Consider the following 16,680-nt stretch of genomic DNA (forward strand, 5'->3'; position numbering starts at 1 on the left):
TGAGTTGCGGTTCCCGCTGCCTGCCGCGATTGTTATTTCCGGCACCTCACAGCCCTGCACAAACGACTATGGCGTCGGGTTTTCCGCGCCGATCCATGGAGGAAAGCAAACATGATCCGTCGCATTCTGGCCGGTGCAGCAATCGCGGCCGCCGCTCTCGGCTTCTCCGCCACCGGAGCCTCGGCCGACGTCGGTCCCAACCCGCACAACAGCGGTCAGAGCATCCTCAGCCAGTTCAGCATCCTGGACGACCTGACCGCACTGAACGACGTCCTCAACGACTCGGTCAAGTACGTCGACATCCTCACCCTGCTGCACCTGAACGACATCGACGCCGACATCCTGAACAACGAGGAAGACACGGGCGACAACAACTGACGACTCCTCACGTGGCGTAGGCAGGAAGCTGATCGGCGGCTTCCGGACAATGACGGAAGCCCGCCCGGCCAAGATCCTCTTCCTGGTGCCTTGAGGTGAACCGAAAAGAGCGGGCCGCGGAATTTCGCGAATCCGCGGCACGGGCTCGGTGCGCACCGAGATCTCGACGTCGCGCGGTTCGGGTCGATCACTGCAGGACGACCTGGGCCGCGCGATCGTGTGCCGAGCCCCCACCCTCCTCCGCTGGTGGATCGACGTTGGCCGCGCTCTCGCTCGGCCGTACCGCTCCCATGAAGGTGCGCCGGTCGAGCGGATCCACCCGGACAAGCTGCCCCGTGTACGGCGCGTGCACCATCCGGGTGGAGTCCACCACCACGCCCACGTGTTCCGGTCCGGCGGTGGCCGGATCGTTGTCATAGAAGACCAGGTCCCCCGGCTGGACGAGTTCCTTGGCGATCCGGATCCCCGAACGCCACTGCTCGTACGTGGTCGTGCCGATCAGCACCCCCGCCCGCGCCCACGCGTACTCCGTCAGGCCCGAGCAGTCGAACCCCCAGACCTTCGCCCCCTTCCCGATCCCGTATCCGGGGCCCCGCACCCCGCCCCCGCCCCACGAGTACGGTGTCCCGATCATCTCCAGCGCCGCCCGCGCCGCGATGGCGCCGGCCGCGGTGCGCGCGAGGACACCTGGGGCGCAAATCCGCGGGCCGCAGCCATTCACGGCCGCCGCGGCGGTGGAATGGGACGTGCCCGGAATCGCGATCGACAACGCTATTACCAGCAGCGGCCTCAGTCCATTCATGGCATATTCAGCGCTCCTTCGGCTCATCGCGCCCAGCCTCGCCGCGGCACGCATCAGAACGTTTCTCCTGCTTATCTTCCTCCATCTCTATGGGGATAAAACGCCCTTTGGTCATGCGGGAAGCGCGTATGGCCATAAGATGAAAAAATGCCGTCTTGCCCTCCCCGGCAAATCCGTACCACTCGGACATATCCGGACTAGTAGGGATTCACCGGCCAAGGAATTGGGGCGCGCATTTGACTTCGACTTAGCACGGCCGGGTTGCGACCCGCCGACGGCCCACGGGATTGTTATTCCTGGAATCTCGCAGCCCTGTGCGAGTGATTCACGATGACGCGCATCCCGCGCCGATTCCGACGAAGGAGAAGTAGAAATGATGCGTCGCATTCTTGCCGGTGCAGCGATCGCGGGCTGCCTGTTCGGGTTCTCCGCCACGAGCGCTTCGGCCGACGTCGGCCCCAACCCCCTCAACAAGGACAAGCAGATCCTGAGCCAGTTCAGCCTCCTCGACGACGCCACGCTGCTCAACGACGTCCTCAACGACTCCGTGAAGTACATCGACGTCCTCACGGCGGCGCACCTCCAGGACATCAACCTGGACGTCCTCAACAACGAGAAGGGCACGGGCGACAACAACTGATCGGTCACTGAAGCGGCGGCCCCCCGCCCCCGGCCCGTACGCCATGCGTGACGGCGTTCCGGCAGCCACGGCCCCTCGTGGCGGCACCTTGCCGGAGCGCCTCCCTGGCCGGCGCACGGGTGCGATGAGCCTCTGCTCACGGTAGATCGCGTCTCCGGGCAGGCCGGTGTGCGTCAAGTCCGCAGCCGGCGCGGGCATGGCCGGCCTGTTCGGAAAGCGCTACCCGCCATTATTTCCCCGTAATTCGGTCATTTCCCAGCGAAAATTACATAGCGTAACATGCCTCGTGTAACCTGAGATTCGGGTTAATCGCCCGGTGTATACACCAGCGGTCATCCCCTGCCGAGTGCAGTACGGCAATACGACCCCCAGAGTGCGCGTTGGGGGGTGCGAGGAGCGTGGGTGTCCCAGAGCGGCTGCTCTACCAGGACGAGCAGCTACGGATCACGATGGCGGCGGCGCCGGGTGTGCCGGCCGTCACGTTGACCGGCGAGATCGACGCCACCAACAGCCCCATGCTGGCCAGCACCCTGGCGAGCTGCCGCCAGGGCACCTACATCGTGGTCGACACCGGCGAGCTGACCTTCATCGACGTCTCGGGCCTGCGCGTGCTCGTGATGCCCGCCCTGCCGCCCTCACAACGGTGGATCCGGCTGCACAACGTCACGCCGTACCAGCGGAGGTTGTTGCGCATGATGGGCTGGTTCTACCAGCCGGCGGTCCACCACGTGCCGCTGTAGGCTCCACGATCGCGGCGGAGGTGCCCAGGCCGGTCGGCCCGCCCAGCCGCCACGGTCGCGGCGCGTGGTGGCGCAGCAGTGACGGCTCGTCGTAGCGGGAGCAGTGGCGGTGCCAGTTGTGGACGCTCGCCAGCCAGTCGCGCAGCTCGGCCACGAACGCCGCCACGTCGTCGCGCGCCTCGACGTCGAGGCCGAAGTCGTCGCACGCGATCGGCAGCTCGTGCGCGACGATGTGCTCGAACTGCCGCACCCGCGAGACCTGCAGATCCCTGACGATGTCGAGCGCCGCCGGATAGTCGCAGTCGAAGAAGCTCTGCACCACCAGCACGCAGTTGTGCAGCTCGCCCCCGAACTCGATCTCCTTCTGGTACGAGTAGACGTCGTTGACCAGGATCGCCCCGTCGCTCATCGCGTTCTCCAGCGCCACCATCGGCCCGCTCGCGTAGAACTCCTCCGGGATCCCCTTGGTGTGCCGCAACCGGCTCAGGCTCATCGTGAGCTGCGCGCCGAAGGTCAGCCGGCGCATCTCCATGTAGTCCACCGGGTCGGGGACATGGCCGGCGATCTCGTTGGCCAGCTCCCACAGCCAGCTCGCGCACATCTCCTCGACCGTCGCGCGCAGCTTGCGCCGTTCGGCGACCGGCATCGGCCCGGCCGTACGCGCCCACACGTCGGCCAGGCCCCGCTCCAGCGCGCTGGCCGGAGGCGGCGCCGGCGAGCAGTCGAGCGGCATGCACGCCCCCAGCCGGTCCACCGCCACCTTGGCCGCCGACAGGTTGCGCGAGCGGCCGAAGACGACCGGGAAGTAGTCGTCCGCGTACGTCCCCCAGGTCAGCCAGAGCGTGGCCAGGTCCAGCTCCTCGGGCGAGGCGTCCGGGTGCAGGCCCGCCGCGCACAGCGCGAAGTCGAAGTCGACCAGCTTGGCCTCGTCCCACACCGCCGAGCCGGCGACCCCGCTCCGTGGCTCCAGGATGCCCATCTCCCCGCACCAGACCACGACGTTGCGCCTGGCCGCCTCCAGGTGGGATGACAACCGCACGTCGGACGGCACGTACAGCTCGGGGATCCGCGACGGCCCCACCCGCTGGTACGGCACGTGCGTGAAGCCGCGCAGCCGCTTGGCCCCCAGCAGGTCCACCACCGACGACATGCCCAGCGGCCGGCTCGCCTGGGCCCGCGTGTTCATGTAGCGGCTGGAGCGCATGTGCCACTCGTGCCCGCCCGACTGCCAGTCCTGCAGCCCCTTGACGTACTGCAGCACGCCGGCCGCGCTCAGCGGATCGACGCCGTGCTCCAGGAACAGCGGCCCCAGCTCGAACACCGCCGTGTGCTCGAACTGCTGCATCCGCGAGGTCAGCAGGTCGTTGACCGCGTTCGCGGCCTCCTGCGTGTCACACCCGAGGAACCTCTCCAGCACCAGCACGCCGTTGCTCAGCTCACCCTCGTCCCCGACCTCCCGCTCGTAGGAGAACAGGTCGTTGCGCAGGTGCACGGCGTCGGAGAAGGAGTCACGCAGCACCCGCATCGGCCGCGTGCCCGCGATCCCGGCCGGCACCTCGGCCCGCACCGCGTGCTCGACGAGCCCGGCCGACCAGGGGGCGCCGCCCACCTTGCGGCGCATCTCGATGTACTCGACCGGGTTGGCGACCCGGCCCCGGTTGATGTTGGCCAGCTCCCAGAGCGACTCGTCGAGCAGGTTGCGCGTGCTCTCCGCGAAGCGCGCCCGCCAGTCGAGCGACATGCCCGGCACCGTACGCGGCCACAGGTCGGCCAGCCCCGCCTCCACCGGGTTGTTCGGCTCGGGCATGGTCAGGTCGCGACCCATCGGCATGAACCGGGCCAGCCGGCTCAGATACTCCTTGCCGCCCCCCAGGTCGCTGGTGCGTTTGAAGACCTCCAGAAAGTGGTCGTCGAAGAAGAAGACCCACACGTACCAGTCGGTGATCAGGCTCAGCTCGGTGCCGTCGCAGTCGGGGTGGGTGTAGGCGCACAACAACGCGTAGTCGTGGGCGTCGAGGTCCGCCTCCTCCCAGACCCCCGAACCTTCGAGCATGCCCATGTCGCGCGCCCACTGTCTGGAGTGCGCGCGGGCCTCTTCCAGATGCTGGTTGAGCCGGGCCGGGTACGGCAGGTAGAAGTCCGGCAGTTCGAACGGCTGGGTCATGGTCACTCCTCCAACGTGTACGGTCAGCGCGCCACCTCGACGTCCGCCAGCACCCCGAGCGCGTCCGGCACCAGCACGGCGACCGAGTAGTAGGCACTGACCAGGTACGACGCCACGGCCCTCGCGTCAATGCCGGTGAGCTTCACGCTGAGGCCCGGCTCCCGCTCGCCGGGGACGCCGCTCTGGCGCAGGCCGACGACGCCCTGGTCGTCCTCGCCCGTACGCAGGACGAGGATCGACGTGGTGCCCGCCCGGCTGATCGGGATCTTGTCGCAGGGCAGGATGGGCACCCCGCGCCAGGCCGTCACCCGGGTGCCCCCGATCTCGGTGCTGTCGGGGTAGACGCCCCTGGCGCTGCACTCGCGGTGGAAGGCGGCGATGGCGCGCGGGTGGGCCAGGAAGTAGCGTGACTTCTTCCTGCGGCACAGCAGCTCGTCGAGGTCGTCGGGGCCCGGCGGGCCGGTCCGGGTGTGGATCCGCTGGCCGGGGTCGGCCTGGTGCAGCAGCCCGAAGTCGCGGTTGTTGATCAGCTCGCGTTCCTGCGACTCGCGTACGGACTCGACGGTCAGCCTGAGCTGCTCCTCCTTCTGGTCCATCGGGCCGTTGAACAGGTCGCTCACCCGGGTGTGCACGCGCAGCACGGCCTGCGAGGCGCCCAGCTCGTACTCGCGCGGCCCGGGGTCGTAGTCGGCGAACGTGCCGGGCAGCACCGTCTCGCCCCGGTGCCCGGCGGCGGTGACGATCGCGGCCTCGCCCCACTTGTTCTGCGGCGCCGCCCGGCGCGCGCGATGGCGGTCGAGCTGGGCGCGCAGCGCCGGCGACCGGTCGCCCAGCGCGTGGATCACCACCCACGGCAGGGTCAGCACCGTGCACGCGGTGCCGGCCTCCAGCGTGTACGGCCACACCTCGCCCTCGTCGGCCGGCTCGGAGCCGACGTGGTCGCCGCCGGCCAGCGAGCCGAGGACGAGCGGGTCGCCGTACTCGCCCGCCTGGAGCTTGGTCACCTTGCCGTGCGCGATGAGGATCAGCTCCTCCGCCGGCCGTCCGGCCCGGACGATGGCGTCGCCGCGGTCGAACTCCCGCTGCTCGAACAGCCCGGCGAGGGTGTCGAGCAGGCGGTCGTCCTCGAGCCCGTGCAGCGGCGGCAACTCGGTCAGGCTCGGCGGGACGACCCTGACCAGAGCCCCGGTGTTCGAGAAGCTCACCCGGCCGCCGCCGACCCGGTACGTGAGCCGCCGGTTCACCCGGTAGACCCCCGCCGCCAGATCCACCCACGGCAGGACCCGCAGCAGCCAGCGGGGCGAGATCTCCCGCATCTGCGGGGGCGTCTTGGTCGTCGTGGCGAGCCTGCGCGCCGCCCCGGTGCCGAGACTCAGCCGCTCGTCGGACTCCGTTGACATGAACACCACCATTCCTGTGGGCCGGACGGACGGGGGAGGGCCGTGGTTACCCGTTCCTGCCGAGTTCGACGTCCTCCAGCACGCCGAGCGCGTCCGGCACCAGGACGGCCGCCGAGTAGTAGGCGCTGACCAGGTAGGAGATGACGGCCTTCTCGTTGATGTTCATGAAACGGACCGACAGGCTGGGCTGGTACTCGTCGGGGATGCCGGTCTGGTGCAGGCCGACGACGCCCTGGTTCTCCTGTCCGGTGCGCATGAGCAGGAACGACGTCGTCCGCGTGCCCGAGACCGGGATCTTGTTGCACGGGAAGATCGGCACGCCCCGCCAGGCGGGCACCCGCTGGCCGCTGACCTCGCTCGACTGCGGGTAGATGCCGCGCTTGCTGCACTCACGCCCGAACGCGGCGATGGCCTGCGGGTGGGCCAGGAAGAACGAGGGCTCCTTCCACACCGTGGACAGCAGGTCGTCGAGGTCGTCGGGGGTGGGCGGGCCCGAGCGGGTGCGGATGCGCTGGCTGAAGTCGGCGTTGTGGAGCAGGCCGAACTCCCGGTTGTTGACCAGCTCGTCCTCCTGGCGCTCGCGCAGGGCCTCGATCGTGAGGCGGAGCTGCTGGTCGAGCTGGCTCATCGGCTGGTTGTACAGGTCGGAGACCCGGCTGTGCACGCGCAGAACCGTCTGGGCCACGCTCAGCTCGTACTCGCGGGGGCTCTGCTCGTAGTCGACGAACGTGCCGGGCAGCACGGCCTCGCCGACGTGGCCGGCCGACAGGTTGATCGCGGCCTCGCCATAGTCGTTCTGGGCGTGGTCGCCGCTCGTACGCCAGCGCGTGACGTGCTCGCGCAGCGCCGGCGCCTGCTCGGCGATCTGCTCGAAGTCCCGCCGGGAGAGCGTCAGCACGGTGGTGGCGGTCTTGGCGCGGGCGGTGAACGCGAACTGCCCGCCGTCGACCAGGGCCTGCTCACCGAGATAGTCGCCGTCGGCCAGCACGCCGAGGTTCTGGTCGTCCCCGTACGCGCCGTGCGCGACCTTGACCACCCGGCCGTGCGCGATCAGCACGAGCCGGTCCACCTCGCCGCCCTCGGCGACGATCTCCTGGTCGGCCTGGACCTCGAACTGCGTGAAGCGATCGGCCAGCGCTTCGAGCACCTCCATGTCGTCGAAGCCGCGCAACATGGGCAGCTCGGTCAGCTCCGCCGGGATCACCCGCACCTCCGCTCCGGCGGTGCTGAAAGTGATCCGTCCGTCGCCCAGCGTGTACGTCAGCCGCCGGTTCACCCGGAACACGCCGCCGGAGCACTGCACCCACGGCAGCAGCCGCAGCAGCCAGCGGGAGGTGATCTCCTGCATCTGCGGCGGGGTCTTGGTCGTGGTGGAGAGCTGCTTGGCGGCATCGGTGCTCAGGCTGAGCTGGCCGTTGCCGTTGGCGTCCTCGGGGGCGGTCGAGTGAGTCGTTTCGGTCATCGTGGTGCACCACCAATCTCGATGTGGGGCCTAGCCTTGGTTGCGGAAAGCTCGGAGTTCGAGTGGCAGGGAAAAGGTCAGGGTCTCCTCGGTCAGGGTGACGGGTTCCACGTCGGCGAACCCGTGGCCGGCGAGCCAGTCCAGCAGGTCAGAGACCAGCCGTTCCGGCACGGAGGCGCCAGAGCTGACGCCGACGGTCTCCACCCCGTCGAGCCAGCGTTCGTCGGCGTCCGCGGCCCGGTCGATCAGGTGGGCCGCCCGCGCGCCGGCGTTCAGTGCCACCTCCACCAGGCGCAGGGAGTTGGAGGAGTTGGCCGAGCCGACGACGAGGACCAGCTCGCACCGGGGCGCGATGGCGGTGATCGCCTCCTGGCGGTTCTGGCTGGCGTAGCAGATGTCGTCGCTGGGCGGGTCGATCAGGTCGGGGAAGCGTTTGCGCAGCTCGGCGACCGCCTGCATGGTCTCGTCCACGGCCAGCGTGGTCTGCGACAGCCAGCTCATCCGGCCGCCGCCCGCGGTCAGCTCGTCCGGCCTGGCCGGGTCCATGACCTGGATGCGGTCGGGGGCCTCGCCCAGCGTGCCCTCGACCTCCTCGTGCTCGGCGTGGCCGATGAGGACGATCTCGTAGCCCGCCTCGGCCATCCGTACGGCCTCCTTGTGGACCTTGGTGACCAGCGGGCAGGTGGCGTCGATCGTCCGCAGCCCGCGCTCCTCCGCCACCTCCTTCACCGCGGGCGAGACGCCGTGGGCGGAGAAGACGACCAGCGAGCCGTCGGGCACCTCGTCGAGCTCGTCGACGAAGACCGCGCCGCGCCTGGTCAGCTCGTCGACCACGAAGGTGTTGTGAACGATCTGTTTTCGCACGTAGACAGGTGGGCCGAAGCGTCTCAGCGCCTCCTCCACCGTGACGATCGCGCGTTCGACGCCCGCGCAGTAGCCGCGCGGGGCCGCGAGAAGTACCCGTCTCATCGGGAAGCCCCTTACCTGTCGCGGTGCGCGAGCTGGTCGGCCATCGCCGCCAGCACGGTGGCGGCCTCGGGCTTGATCTGTGCCTCGGCCAGAGCCGACACGGCCTCGCGCACCCGGTCTTCGATCATTGCCTCGACCCTGGCCAGCGCCCCCGTCTCGACGAGGATCTGCCGCAGCTCGGCGGCGTGCTCCTCGGTCAGCGCCGGGTTGCCGTGCCAGGTCTTCAGGTGGTCGCGCTGGACGGGGGAGGCGTGCTGCACGGCGTGCGCGTACATCACGGTCTGCTTGCCCTCGCGCAGGTCGTCGAGGGAGGACTTGCCGGTCTCCGGCGTGGAGCCGAACGTGCCGAGCACGTCGTCGCGCAACTGGAACGCCTCGCCGAGCGGCACCCCGAAGCCGGAGTACGAGTCGAGCAGCTCCGCCGAGGCGCCGGCCAGCGCGCCGCCGATCTGCAGGGGCCGTTCGACGGTGTATTTCGCGCTCTTGTAGCGGATCACGGTCAGCGCCTCGGCCTCGGTCGCGCCCGCGCGGAGCTGGGTGAGGACGTCGAGGTACTGGCCGCTGATGACCTCGGTGCGCATGGCGTCGAAGAGGTGGTGGGCGGCACGCAGGCGCGGCGGCTCCACCCCGCACGCGGACAGTAACGTGTCGGACCAGGCCAGGCTGAGCGTGCCGAGCAGGATGCCGCCGGCCCGGCCGAACGCCTCGGCGCCCGCCCCTTGGTGCAGGCCCGCCAGGCTGCGGTGCACGGTGGGCCGCCCGCGGCGCAGGTCGCTGCCGTCCATGATGTCGTCGTGGATCAGCAGGCCCGCGTGACACAGCTCAAGGGCGGCGGCGGCGCTGATGATCTCCTCACAGTCGTCCCCGCCGGCGCCGCGCCAGCCCCAGTAGCACAGTTGCGGCCGCACCCGCTTGCCGCCGCCGAGGATGAAGTCGGACAGCAGCCCGTAGGCCGCGTCGACGCCCGGGTCGGAAACGGGGTTCCGCCAGGTTTCCAGGAAACCGCTCAGTCGTTCGTCAATCCGTGAACCAAGGGAGTGCTGCGTGAAGCCCACCGGCATGCGCGCGGCTCCTTCTGTCAGTCGAGAACTACCCCTAGTTACTCACTGAATACGGAGCGTGTAAAGTGTCTTTTGTGGCTCAAGTTTTCTTTTGCCACGGCGATCCCACGGCCCTGGGGACGCCACGAAGACGTTGCCGTGCGGGGGGTCGAGAGCCGGCGAGCGGGCACGAGGAGGCCCAGGCCGGAGAAGGGCTCTCCGGCCTGGGCCGATCGGCTTTCCGGGCCTGGCTAGACCTGCTGCCAGAGCGCCGGCACGTTGGGGGGCTCCCAGCCCGTCTGCGAGGTGTGGCCCTGCAGGCACCGGTACGACGCGCCGCCATAGGTGACGCTGGCGCCCGCCGCGTACGCGGTGTTCGGCGCCCACGTGCCGCCGGGCACGGTCGGCGAGACGGTCGGCGAGCTGGTCGGCCCGCCGCCCTGGGTGGCCAGGGTCAGCCCGTACGTCGAGAGGATCTCGTTGACCGGCTGGAAGTACGTCGTGCCGCCCGAGCTGCAGTTGCCCGTGCCGCCCGAGGTGACGCCCTGGGCCTGGTCACCCGAGATGAACGAGCCGCCGGAGTCGCCCGGCTCCGCGCAGACGCTGGTCCTGGTCACGCCGCTGACCGTGCCCTGCGGGTAGGTGACGCTGGTGTTGAGCTGCTGCACCGAGCCGCAGCGCCACTGGGTGGTCGAGCCCGAGCGGCAGATCGAGGAGCCGGGCTGGGCCACGGTCGAGCCGCGTACGGGCAGGATTCCCGAGCTGTAGCCGTTGACCACGCCGACCGGGGTCCATTGCGTGTTGACCTCGACCCAGGCGTAGTCGTTGCCGGGGAACGACGAGCCGCGGAACGTGCCCTGGGCCACCTGGTTCGAGCCCGACGTGCTCGCGCCCGTGGTGCCGCAGTGGCCGGCGGTCACGAAGCCGCCCTGCGAGCCGGCCCGCGTCACCGAGAACCCGACCGAGCAGCGTGAGCCGGTGCCGATGTAGTAGGCGTCGCCGCCGCGAAGGTCGTAGAACAGCTCGGGCCGCTCGTCCGAGCGCACGACCCGGACGGCCGAGGGGTCGGCGCCGCTGGCCTTGACCCAGGCCGTGGCCTTGGCGGGGGTGGAGGTCAGGACGACGACGGTGTTCTCGACGACGTCCACGTACCAGACGGGGGCGGTCCTGGGAGCCTTGGCCGACGCCTGGTCGAGGGTGGCCTTGACCTGGTCGAGCAGGTCGAGGGAGCGGGTGACCACGCGGGCCGCGACGCCGGCGGCCGTGATCTGCGCCGCCTTCGTCGGGTCGGTGGTGGCGGCGACAGGGGTGGAGGTGGGGCCGGTGACCCAGGCGCCGGCGTACGACGTGCCGAGCATGGCCCGTAGCCTGGGCTCGACAACGGCCGCGGCGGCCTCGTTCACCAGGCGCTCCTCGGCCTGCGCGCGGGTGACGCCGAGGTCGCGCGAGAGCGCCTCGACGAGGCCGGGCGGGGGGTCGGCCGCGACGGCGGCGCTCGCTCTGGCCATGGCGAAGAGGCTGTCGTCGGTGTCACCCTGCGCCGCGGCGCCCTTGGCGGCGAGCGCGACGGCCGGGACGGCGATCAGCGTGACGGCCAGCGCGATGCCGGCCGTCAGGGTCTTTCTCGGGAGCATTCGTGGACTCTCCTCGTACTGGGGGGGTTTCGCTACCGTACGGGAACGGATACGAGGAGTGGTCGTGGCAAATTGCCCCTATCGCGGTGATATGGGGGATCGCTCCTGGGCAGGCAGTTGTTCGGCGCCGAGCTCGAAAGTCATGCCGTGGCTGCTGGCCATCGTGATCACAGGGCGCCGGAGCACCTCGCTCACCCGGTGCGCCACCTCCTGGAAACGACGCTGATTCTCGGGCGTGTCGACGGCGGCCAGACGGACCGAGCCGTTCTCCAGCAGCGACTTGGCCAGCCACTCGGACATGGAGTGCTGGAAGCGGACCTCTTCTTCGGGGGTGAGGGGCATGGATTCCATGGGCCGCAGTTTAGGGCGGAACGTCCGGCCGCGGCGGTGTTGTGCCGGCCCAGCGGCGCTGACCTCGGGTTTCGCGGTCCCGGCGCGGGGCAGCGGGGCAGCCATGAGAGTCGTTGTGGTGGGAGCCACCGGAAATGTGGGCACCAGCCTGGTGCGTGCGCTGGCCGCGGACGATGACGTGACGTCGATCGTGGGAGTCGCCCGGCGGCTGCCCGGGTGGCGGGTCGACCGCACCGACTGGCGGCAGGCCGATGTGGCCGACGCCGACCTGACGCGCATCTTCGACGGCGCCGACGCGGTGGTGCACCTCGCCTGGCTGTTCCAGCCGACCAGGGATCCGGCGGTCACCTGGCGGGCGAACGTGCTGGGCAGCATGCGGGTCTTCCGCGCGGTGGCGGAGGCCGGGGTGCCCGCGTTGATCCACGCCTCGTCGGTGGGGGCGTACTCACCCGGGCCCAAGGACCGGCCGGTGGACGAGAGCTGGCCCACGCACGGCTGGCCGGGGGCCGCGTACGGGCGGGAGAAGGCCTACGTCGAGCGGGTGCTGGACGTCTTCGAGCACGATCACCCGAACATCAGGGTCGTACGGATGCGGCCCGGCTTCACCTTCCAGCGCGCGGCCGCGACCGAGCAGCGCAGGCTGTTCGGCGGGCCGTTCGTGCCGCGGTGGCTCATCAGGACGGGCCGGGTCCCCTTCGTGCCGGACATCCCCGGGCTGCGCCTCCAGGTGCTGCACGCCGACGACGCGGCCGAGGCGTACCGGCTGGCCGTCACCAGGCCCGTGCGCGGGGCGTTCAACCTCGCCGCCGAGCCCGTGCTCGACGCGTCCGACCTGGCAGCGCTGCTGGGCACCCGTACGGTGACGGTCCCGCGCGGGCTGGCCAGGGCGGCCATGGCCGCCGGCTGGCACCTGCGGCTCGCGCCCGCCGAGCCCGGTCTGCTGGAGCTGGTCCTGCGCATTCCGGTGATGAAGATCGAGCGGGCGAGAGAGGTGCTGGGCTGGCAGCCGCGGCACTCCTCGCTGCAGGCCATGCGGGAGCTGTTCGACGGGCTGCACGATGGCGCGGGCATGGACACCCCGCCGCTGGCTCCCGACCACGGCCCGGTCAGCCGGGTACGCGAGTTCGCCACCGGCATCGGCGGCCGCACCTGACGCCGTGACGCCGTGAGTCCCTGCCGTAGCCCTCCGTGCTGCCTGACGCTGCCTGAACGTCCCGTGGCCCTCCGTCTGACCTGGCGGGGCGGCAGGTAGTCTCGTAGGGACGGAAGGGGATCACTACGTTGAGCGGCGAAAATCTTTCCCCGGGGATCATCTCTCCCGTCCGGCGCATCGGGCGGCGGCGGTTCGACTTCGAGCGCCAGGTCGCCATCATGGCCATCGTCAACAGGACACCCAACTCCTTCCACGACCAGGGCCGGACGTTCGAGCTCGACAGCGCGGTCGCGGCGGCCACGAAGGCCGTGGACGAAGGCGCCGACTGGGTCGACATCGGCGGCTTCGCCTTCAGCGCCGCCCAGGCGCAGATCGGGGTGGCGGAGGAGATCGACCGGGTCGCGCCCGTCATCGCCCGGGTCAGGGCCGCCACCGACGCCGTGATCTCGGTCGACACCCACCGGCCCGAGGTGGCGCGGGCCGCCGTCGAGGCCGGCGCCGACGTCATCAACGACACCAACGGCCTGCGCGAGCCTGGCCTGGCCGAGTTCGCGGCCAAGGCGGGCGTGTGCGTGGTGGTCACCCACAGCCTCGGCGGCCCAGGGCGGCGGGTCTTCCGGCCCAGCTACGCCGACGTGGTCTCCGACGTGGCGGCGTTCCTGCGCGAGCGGGTCGCGTACGCGCTGGAGGCGGGCATCGCCGCCGACAGGATCATCATCGACCCCGGGCACGACCTCAACAAGAACACCTTCCACTCTCTTGAGCTGACGCGCCGGCTGGAGGAGATCACCTCGATCGGATACCCGACGCTGGTGGCGCTGTCGAACAAGGACTTCATCGGGGAGACGCTCGGGCGGCCCCAGGGGGAGCGGAAAGAGGGCACGATCGCCGCCAACGTCGTGTCCGTCCTCAAGGGCGCACGCATCCTGCGCGTGCACGACGTGGCCGCGACGGTCGCGTCCGTACGCATGACCGAGGCCGTGCTCGGGTGGCGCGGCCCGGTGGCGCCCAGCCACAACCTCGCGTGAGGAGGACCCGTACGTGACCGAGCGCAAGCCCGTCGGCATGCCCTTCGAGTCCTGGATCGACCGGCAGATCCGGGAGGCGGAGGAGCGGGGCGAGTTCGACGACCTGCCGGGCAGGGGGCAGCCGCTGCCGGGGGTCGATCGGCATCTCGACGAGATGTGGTGGATCAAGCAGAAGATCGAGAGCGAGGGGCTCTCGATGCCCCTGCCGCCGACGCTGGCCCTGCGCAAGGACGCGGAGGAGGCGCTGGCCCAGGCGCGCGGGGCACGGTCGGAGGCCGAGGCGCGCCGGATCGTGGCGGAGATCAACCACCGGATCCGCGAGGCGATCAGGACCGGGCTGTCGGGGCCGCCGCTCAACCTGATGCCGTTCGACGTGGACGAGATCGTCTCCGAGTGGCGCCGCGCCCGGCGCTGACCCTGCTCGCACCAGCCTTGTACCGGCCTCGCACCAGCCTTGTACCGGCCTCGCACCGGCCCTCGGGCCGGCCGGGGACTCGGGTCAGGCGGTCCCCGGCCGGCCGCGTCTCAGCGGGCCGCGTCTCGGTCGGCGGCGTTCAGTTGACGGCGTCTCAGTTGACGGGCGGGTAGGCGTTCTGCAGGAGCTGACGGAACTGGGCGGAGAACCACTGCCCCGACAGCGGCGCGTCGGCCAGCGCACCCGACATGTTGTTGCCGTTGAGGTTGTTGCCGGTGTACGTCGGGTCGCACATCCGGTCGAATTTCTTGCCCTCGTCGTTAGGGATGTCGCGACTGGCGCCGTCGGACTCGCCAGGAGGCTTGATCCACACGTAGGCGTCGAAGCCGGCCGCCGGGGCGGCGGTCGGCCGGGTGCCCAGGCCCGCGCCGTTCTGGTTGCACCAGTTTCCCGCGTGGATGCGGCGGTCGACGCGCGACTGGTTGACGAACTCGTCCAGGTTCGTCGAGGTGCTCGGCCCTGCCGGGCGGGCGCTGCCGCCCCAGCCGTTGCGCGAGGTGTCGATCAGCATGCCGAGCCCCTGGCGGAAGCCCTTGGCGACCAGGGCGTTGCGCAGGGCCGTGGCGAAGGTCTGCTCGTCCACGTAGTAGTTCCAGTCCACCCACTTGGACTGGCGGATCGTCTGGCCGTTCACGGTGCTGTTGATCGTGAAGTGCGGCTCGGTCGTGGCCGAGTAGTTGGCGGTGTTGACGATGAAGCCGTCCACGCTGTCCACACCGGCGGTGGTGGCGGCGACGGTCTCGTAGAAGAGGTTCACGGACGGGGTGAAGTTCGTGTCCCAGCCGAGCCAGGCGTGGTGGGCGGCGTCGATGTAGGTGTAGACGTTCGGGATGGCGTGGAGCTGGTTGAGCGCGTAGCGGACGCCGTCGCGGTAGCCGCCGACGCCGTTGGCCTCGCGGCACTTCTCGAAGGCGTTGAGGTTGGTGACCAGGTTCGGCAGCGAGTCGGGCTCGATGATCGTGACGATGCGCAGGCCGGCGTAGGCCGAGCTGCGGAGGATGGCCGCGATCGGGTCGATGTACTCGGCCTTGTAGCGGTTGAAGCCGTTCTCGGAGATGAGCAGCTCGCCGTTGGAGGCCAGGGCCGAGCAGTCGCGGTTGGGCAGGTTGTAGATGACGACCTGGATCGTCAGGGGAGCGGCGCCGTTGGCGGCGTCCTGCCTGACGGCCTCGTCCAGGTGGGCGCGCAGGCCCATGGCGCCGGAGGTGCCGGCGATGGCGGCGATGCGGTCCATCCACACGGCGGTGGAGGTGTTGGCGACCGCCGATCCGCCGGGCTCGGCCGCGGCCTTGGCGCTCCAGTTCGGGTTGACGTAGCCGGTGGCGCCCGCGTACGGGTTCTCGACGTGGGCCGGGTTGGTGCCGCCGTCGTCGTCGGCCTCGGTGGCGGTGACCGTACGCGAGGTCAGGCCGGAGGAGGCGACGGTGAACGTACGGCTGCCGTTGGCCGTGTCGGAGTCCTGCGCGGCGGCCAGGGTGACGGTCTGCGGGGTGTTCCAGTTGGCCGGGGTGAAGGTCAGGCCGCCCCCAGCGGAGACGGTGAGGTCGGTGTCGCCGCTGCCGGCGGTGGTGGTGACGGTCACGTTCCCCGACGGCTGCGCGGCCAGGCGCACCGTGTAGGCGCCGGTCGAGCCCTCGGGCACGGTGACCGCGGTCGGCGTCACGATGAGCGACTGCTCCACGGTGGCGTCGTCGTCCACCTCGGTCGCCGTGACCGTGGCTCCGGTGACGCCGGTGCCGCCGACGCTGAACGCGGCGGTGCCCGCGGTGGTGTCGGCATCCTGGGCGGCGGCCAGGGTGACGGTCTGCGGGGTGTTCCAGTTGGCCGGGGTGAAGGTGAGCGAGGCGCCGGAGCTCACCGTCAGGTCGGTGTCGCCGCTGGTGCGCGCGGTGGTGACGGTGATGTTCGCGCCGGGCGCGGAGGAGAGCCTGGCGGTGAAGGTGGCCGTGCCGCCCTCGTTCACCGCGACCGCGCTGGCGGAGGTGACCACCGACGGGGTGCCCGGGTTCGTGCCGCCGCAGCTCGTGCCGTTGACGCTGAACGCCGTCGGGTTCGGGTTGGTGCCCGTCCAGGTGCCGTTGAAGCCGACGGAGACCGAGGCGCCGGTGGCCAGGCTGCCGTTGTAGGGCATGTTGGTGCCGGTCACGCGGGTGCCCGACTGGCTCCAGTTCGCGCCCCAGCCGGTCGGGGTGTACTTCTGCGTGGTGGTCGGGTAGTCGAAGGCCAGCGACCACGAGGTCAGCGGGTCACCGGTGTTCTTCAGGGTGATGCTCGCGGTGAAACCGCCCTGACCAGGGCTGCTCGTCCACGAGTTGGCTGTGTAGGTCACGTCGCAGGCGACGGCGGCGTTCGCGGCCGTGCTCTGGCCGACGACGAGCCCCAGGGCCGCGCAACTCGCGGCCGTCATGGTCACGGCCCATGTGCGGAGGCCGCGGTGGAGTCTC

Annotated in this window: 16 protein-coding genes; 6 read left to right on the forward strand and 10 right to left on the reverse strand. The window is 70.3% G+C overall.

What is annotated here, in order from left to right; translation table 11 throughout:
- The first annotated feature begins 111 nt into the window (after positions 1-111).
- On the forward strand, positions 112-378 hold the full coding sequence (locus ABD844_RS37175; protein WP_344888739.1) for a hypothetical protein: 267 nt from the start codon (positions 112-114) through the stop codon (positions 376-378).
- Between the two features lie 187 nt (positions 379-565).
- On the opposite strand, the gene ABD844_RS37180 is transcribed toward ABD844_RS37175, so the two are convergent.
- Together ABD844_RS37180 and ABD844_RS37185 are read right to left on the reverse strand one after the other, a co-directional pair.
- Positions 566-1,180 (reverse strand): C40 family peptidase, encoded by a 615-nt coding sequence (locus tag ABD844_RS37180; RefSeq protein WP_344888741.1) that lies wholly within the window; start codon positions 1,178-1,180, stop codon positions 566-568.
- A gap of 7 nt (positions 1,181-1,187) precedes the next feature.
- A complete protein-coding gene (locus ABD844_RS37185; RefSeq protein ID WP_344888744.1) occupies positions 1,188-1,370 on the reverse strand; it encodes a hypothetical protein in 183 nt (60 codons plus the stop codon).
- Positions 1,371-1,553: 183 nt separating this feature from the next.
- Between ABD844_RS37185 and ABD844_RS37190 the strand changes: the two genes are divergently transcribed.
- Together ABD844_RS37190 and ABD844_RS37195 are read left to right on the forward strand one after the other, a co-directional pair.
- Positions 1,554-1,820: a hypothetical protein gene (locus ABD844_RS37190; RefSeq protein WP_344888747.1), complete on the forward strand. Its 267-nt coding sequence runs from the start codon at positions 1,554-1,556 to the stop codon at positions 1,818-1,820.
- Between the two features lie 398 nt (positions 1,821-2,218).
- On the forward strand, positions 2,219-2,560 hold the full coding sequence (locus ABD844_RS37195; protein ID WP_344888750.1) for an STAS domain-containing protein: 342 nt from the start codon (positions 2,219-2,221) through the stop codon (positions 2,558-2,560).
- On the opposite strand, the gene ABD844_RS37200 is transcribed toward ABD844_RS37195, so the two are convergent.
- The 7 genes from ABD844_RS37200 to ABD844_RS37230 all read right to left on the reverse strand — a co-directional run bounded on the left by ABD844_RS37200 (position 2,484) and on the right by ABD844_RS37230 (position 11,580).
- Complete coding sequence (locus ABD844_RS37200) at positions 2,484-4,724, reverse strand: terpene synthase family protein (protein ID WP_344888753.1); 2,241 nt, start codon at positions 4,722-4,724, stop codon at positions 2,484-2,486. The genes ABD844_RS37195 and ABD844_RS37200 overlap by 77 nt on opposite strands.
- 23 nt (positions 4,725-4,747) lie before the next feature.
- A complete protein-coding gene (locus ABD844_RS37205; protein ID WP_344888756.1) occupies positions 4,748-6,124 on the reverse strand; it encodes a family 2B encapsulin nanocompartment shell protein in 1,377 nt (458 codons plus the stop codon).
- Between the two features lie 46 nt (positions 6,125-6,170).
- Positions 6,171-7,586 carry a family 2B encapsulin nanocompartment shell protein gene (locus ABD844_RS37210; RefSeq protein WP_344888759.1) on the reverse strand — a complete coding sequence of 472 codons (1,416 nt, stop codon included), beginning with the start codon at positions 7,584-7,586 and terminating at the stop codon, positions 6,171-6,173.
- A 30-nt stretch (positions 7,587-7,616) separates the two neighbouring features.
- Positions 7,617-8,555, reverse strand: coding sequence for a 4-hydroxy-3-methylbut-2-enyl diphosphate reductase (locus tag ABD844_RS37215; protein ID WP_344888762.1), 939 nt, complete (start codon positions 8,553-8,555; stop codon positions 7,617-7,619).
- Positions 8,556-8,566: 11 nt separating this feature from the next.
- On the reverse strand, positions 8,567-9,616 hold the full coding sequence (locus tag ABD844_RS37220; protein WP_344888765.1) for a polyprenyl synthetase family protein: 1,050 nt from the start codon (positions 9,614-9,616) through the stop codon (positions 8,567-8,569).
- A 230-nt stretch (positions 9,617-9,846) separates the two neighbouring features.
- Positions 9,847-11,229 (reverse strand): carbohydrate-binding protein, encoded by a 1,383-nt coding sequence (locus ABD844_RS37225; RefSeq protein WP_344888768.1) that lies wholly within the window; start codon positions 11,227-11,229, stop codon positions 9,847-9,849.
- A 78-nt stretch (positions 11,230-11,307) separates the two neighbouring features.
- Positions 11,308-11,580: a hypothetical protein gene (locus ABD844_RS37230; RefSeq protein ID WP_344888771.1), complete on the reverse strand. Its 273-nt coding sequence runs from the start codon at positions 11,578-11,580 to the stop codon at positions 11,308-11,310.
- A 103-nt stretch (positions 11,581-11,683) separates the two neighbouring features.
- Between ABD844_RS37230 and ABD844_RS37235 the strand changes: the two genes are divergently transcribed.
- From ABD844_RS37235 to ABD844_RS37245, 3 genes are all read left to right on the forward strand, one after another.
- The gene (locus ABD844_RS37235) at positions 11,684-12,733 is read left to right on the forward strand and encodes an NAD-dependent epimerase/dehydratase family protein (protein ID WP_344888774.1); all 1,050 of its coding nucleotides are present in this window, start codon (positions 11,684-11,686) and stop codon (positions 12,731-12,733) included.
- A gap of 128 nt (positions 12,734-12,861) precedes the next feature.
- Positions 12,862-13,761: a dihydropteroate synthase gene (folP, locus tag ABD844_RS37240; RefSeq protein WP_344888777.1), complete on the forward strand. Its 900-nt coding sequence runs from the start codon at positions 12,862-12,864 to the stop codon at positions 13,759-13,761.
- A 13-nt stretch (positions 13,762-13,774) separates the two neighbouring features.
- A complete protein-coding gene (locus ABD844_RS37245) occupies positions 13,775-14,176 on the forward strand; it encodes a DnaJ family domain-containing protein (protein WP_344888779.1) in 402 nt (133 codons plus the stop codon).
- A gap of 154 nt (positions 14,177-14,330) precedes the next feature.
- On the opposite strand, the gene ABD844_RS37250 is transcribed toward ABD844_RS37245, so the two are convergent.
- A complete protein-coding gene (locus ABD844_RS37250; protein WP_344888782.1) occupies positions 14,331-16,643 on the reverse strand; it encodes a glycoside hydrolase family 6 protein in 2,313 nt (770 codons plus the stop codon).
- Positions 16,644-16,680 lie beyond the last annotated feature (37 nt).

The organism is Nonomuraea antimicrobica (assembly GCF_039536965.1).
Classification (GTDB): Bacteria; Actinomycetota; Actinomycetes; order Streptosporangiales; family Streptosporangiaceae; genus Nonomuraea; species Nonomuraea antimicrobica.

Coding starts and splice junctions, on each gene's coding strand:
- ABD844_RS37175 (WP_344888739.1), top strand. CDS start 112: ATGATCCGTCGCATTCTGGCCGGTGCAGCAATCGCGGCCGCCGCTCTC.
- ABD844_RS37180 (WP_344888741.1), bottom strand. CDS start 1,180: ATGAATGGACTGAGGCCGCTGCTGGTAATAGCGTTGTCGATCGCGATT.
- ABD844_RS37185 (WP_344888744.1), bottom strand. CDS start 1,370: ATGTCCGAGTGGTACGGATTTGCCGGGGAGGGCAAGACGGCATTTTTT.
- ABD844_RS37190 (WP_344888747.1), top strand. CDS start 1,554: ATGATGCGTCGCATTCTTGCCGGTGCAGCGATCGCGGGCTGCCTGTTC.
- ABD844_RS37200 (WP_344888753.1), bottom strand. CDS start 4,724: ATGACCCAGCCGTTCGAACTGCCGGACTTCTACCTGCCGTACCCGGCC.
- ABD844_RS37205 (WP_344888756.1), bottom strand. CDS start 6,124: ATGTCAACGGAGTCCGACGAGCGGCTGAGTCTCGGCACCGGGGCGGCG.
- ABD844_RS37210 (WP_344888759.1), bottom strand. CDS start 7,586: ATGACCGAAACGACTCACTCGACCGCCCCCGAGGACGCCAACGGCAAC.
- ABD844_RS37215 (WP_344888762.1), bottom strand. CDS start 8,555: ATGAGACGGGTACTTCTCGCGGCCCCGCGCGGCTACTGCGCGGGCGTC.
- ABD844_RS37220 (WP_344888765.1), bottom strand. CDS start 9,616: ATGCCGGTGGGCTTCACGCAGCACTCCCTTGGTTCACGGATTGACGAA.
- ABD844_RS37225 (WP_344888768.1), bottom strand. CDS start 11,229: ATGCTCCCGAGAAAGACCCTGACGGCCGGCATCGCGCTGGCCGTCACG.
- ABD844_RS37230 (WP_344888771.1), bottom strand. CDS start 11,580: ATGGAATCCATGCCCCTCACCCCCGAAGAAGAGGTCCGCTTCCAGCAC.
- ABD844_RS37235 (WP_344888774.1), top strand. CDS start 11,684: ATGAGAGTCGTTGTGGTGGGAGCCACCGGAAATGTGGGCACCAGCCTG.
- ABD844_RS37250 (WP_344888782.1), bottom strand. CDS start 16,643: ATGACGGCCGCGAGTTGCGCGGCCCTGGGGCTCGTCGTCGGCCAGAGC.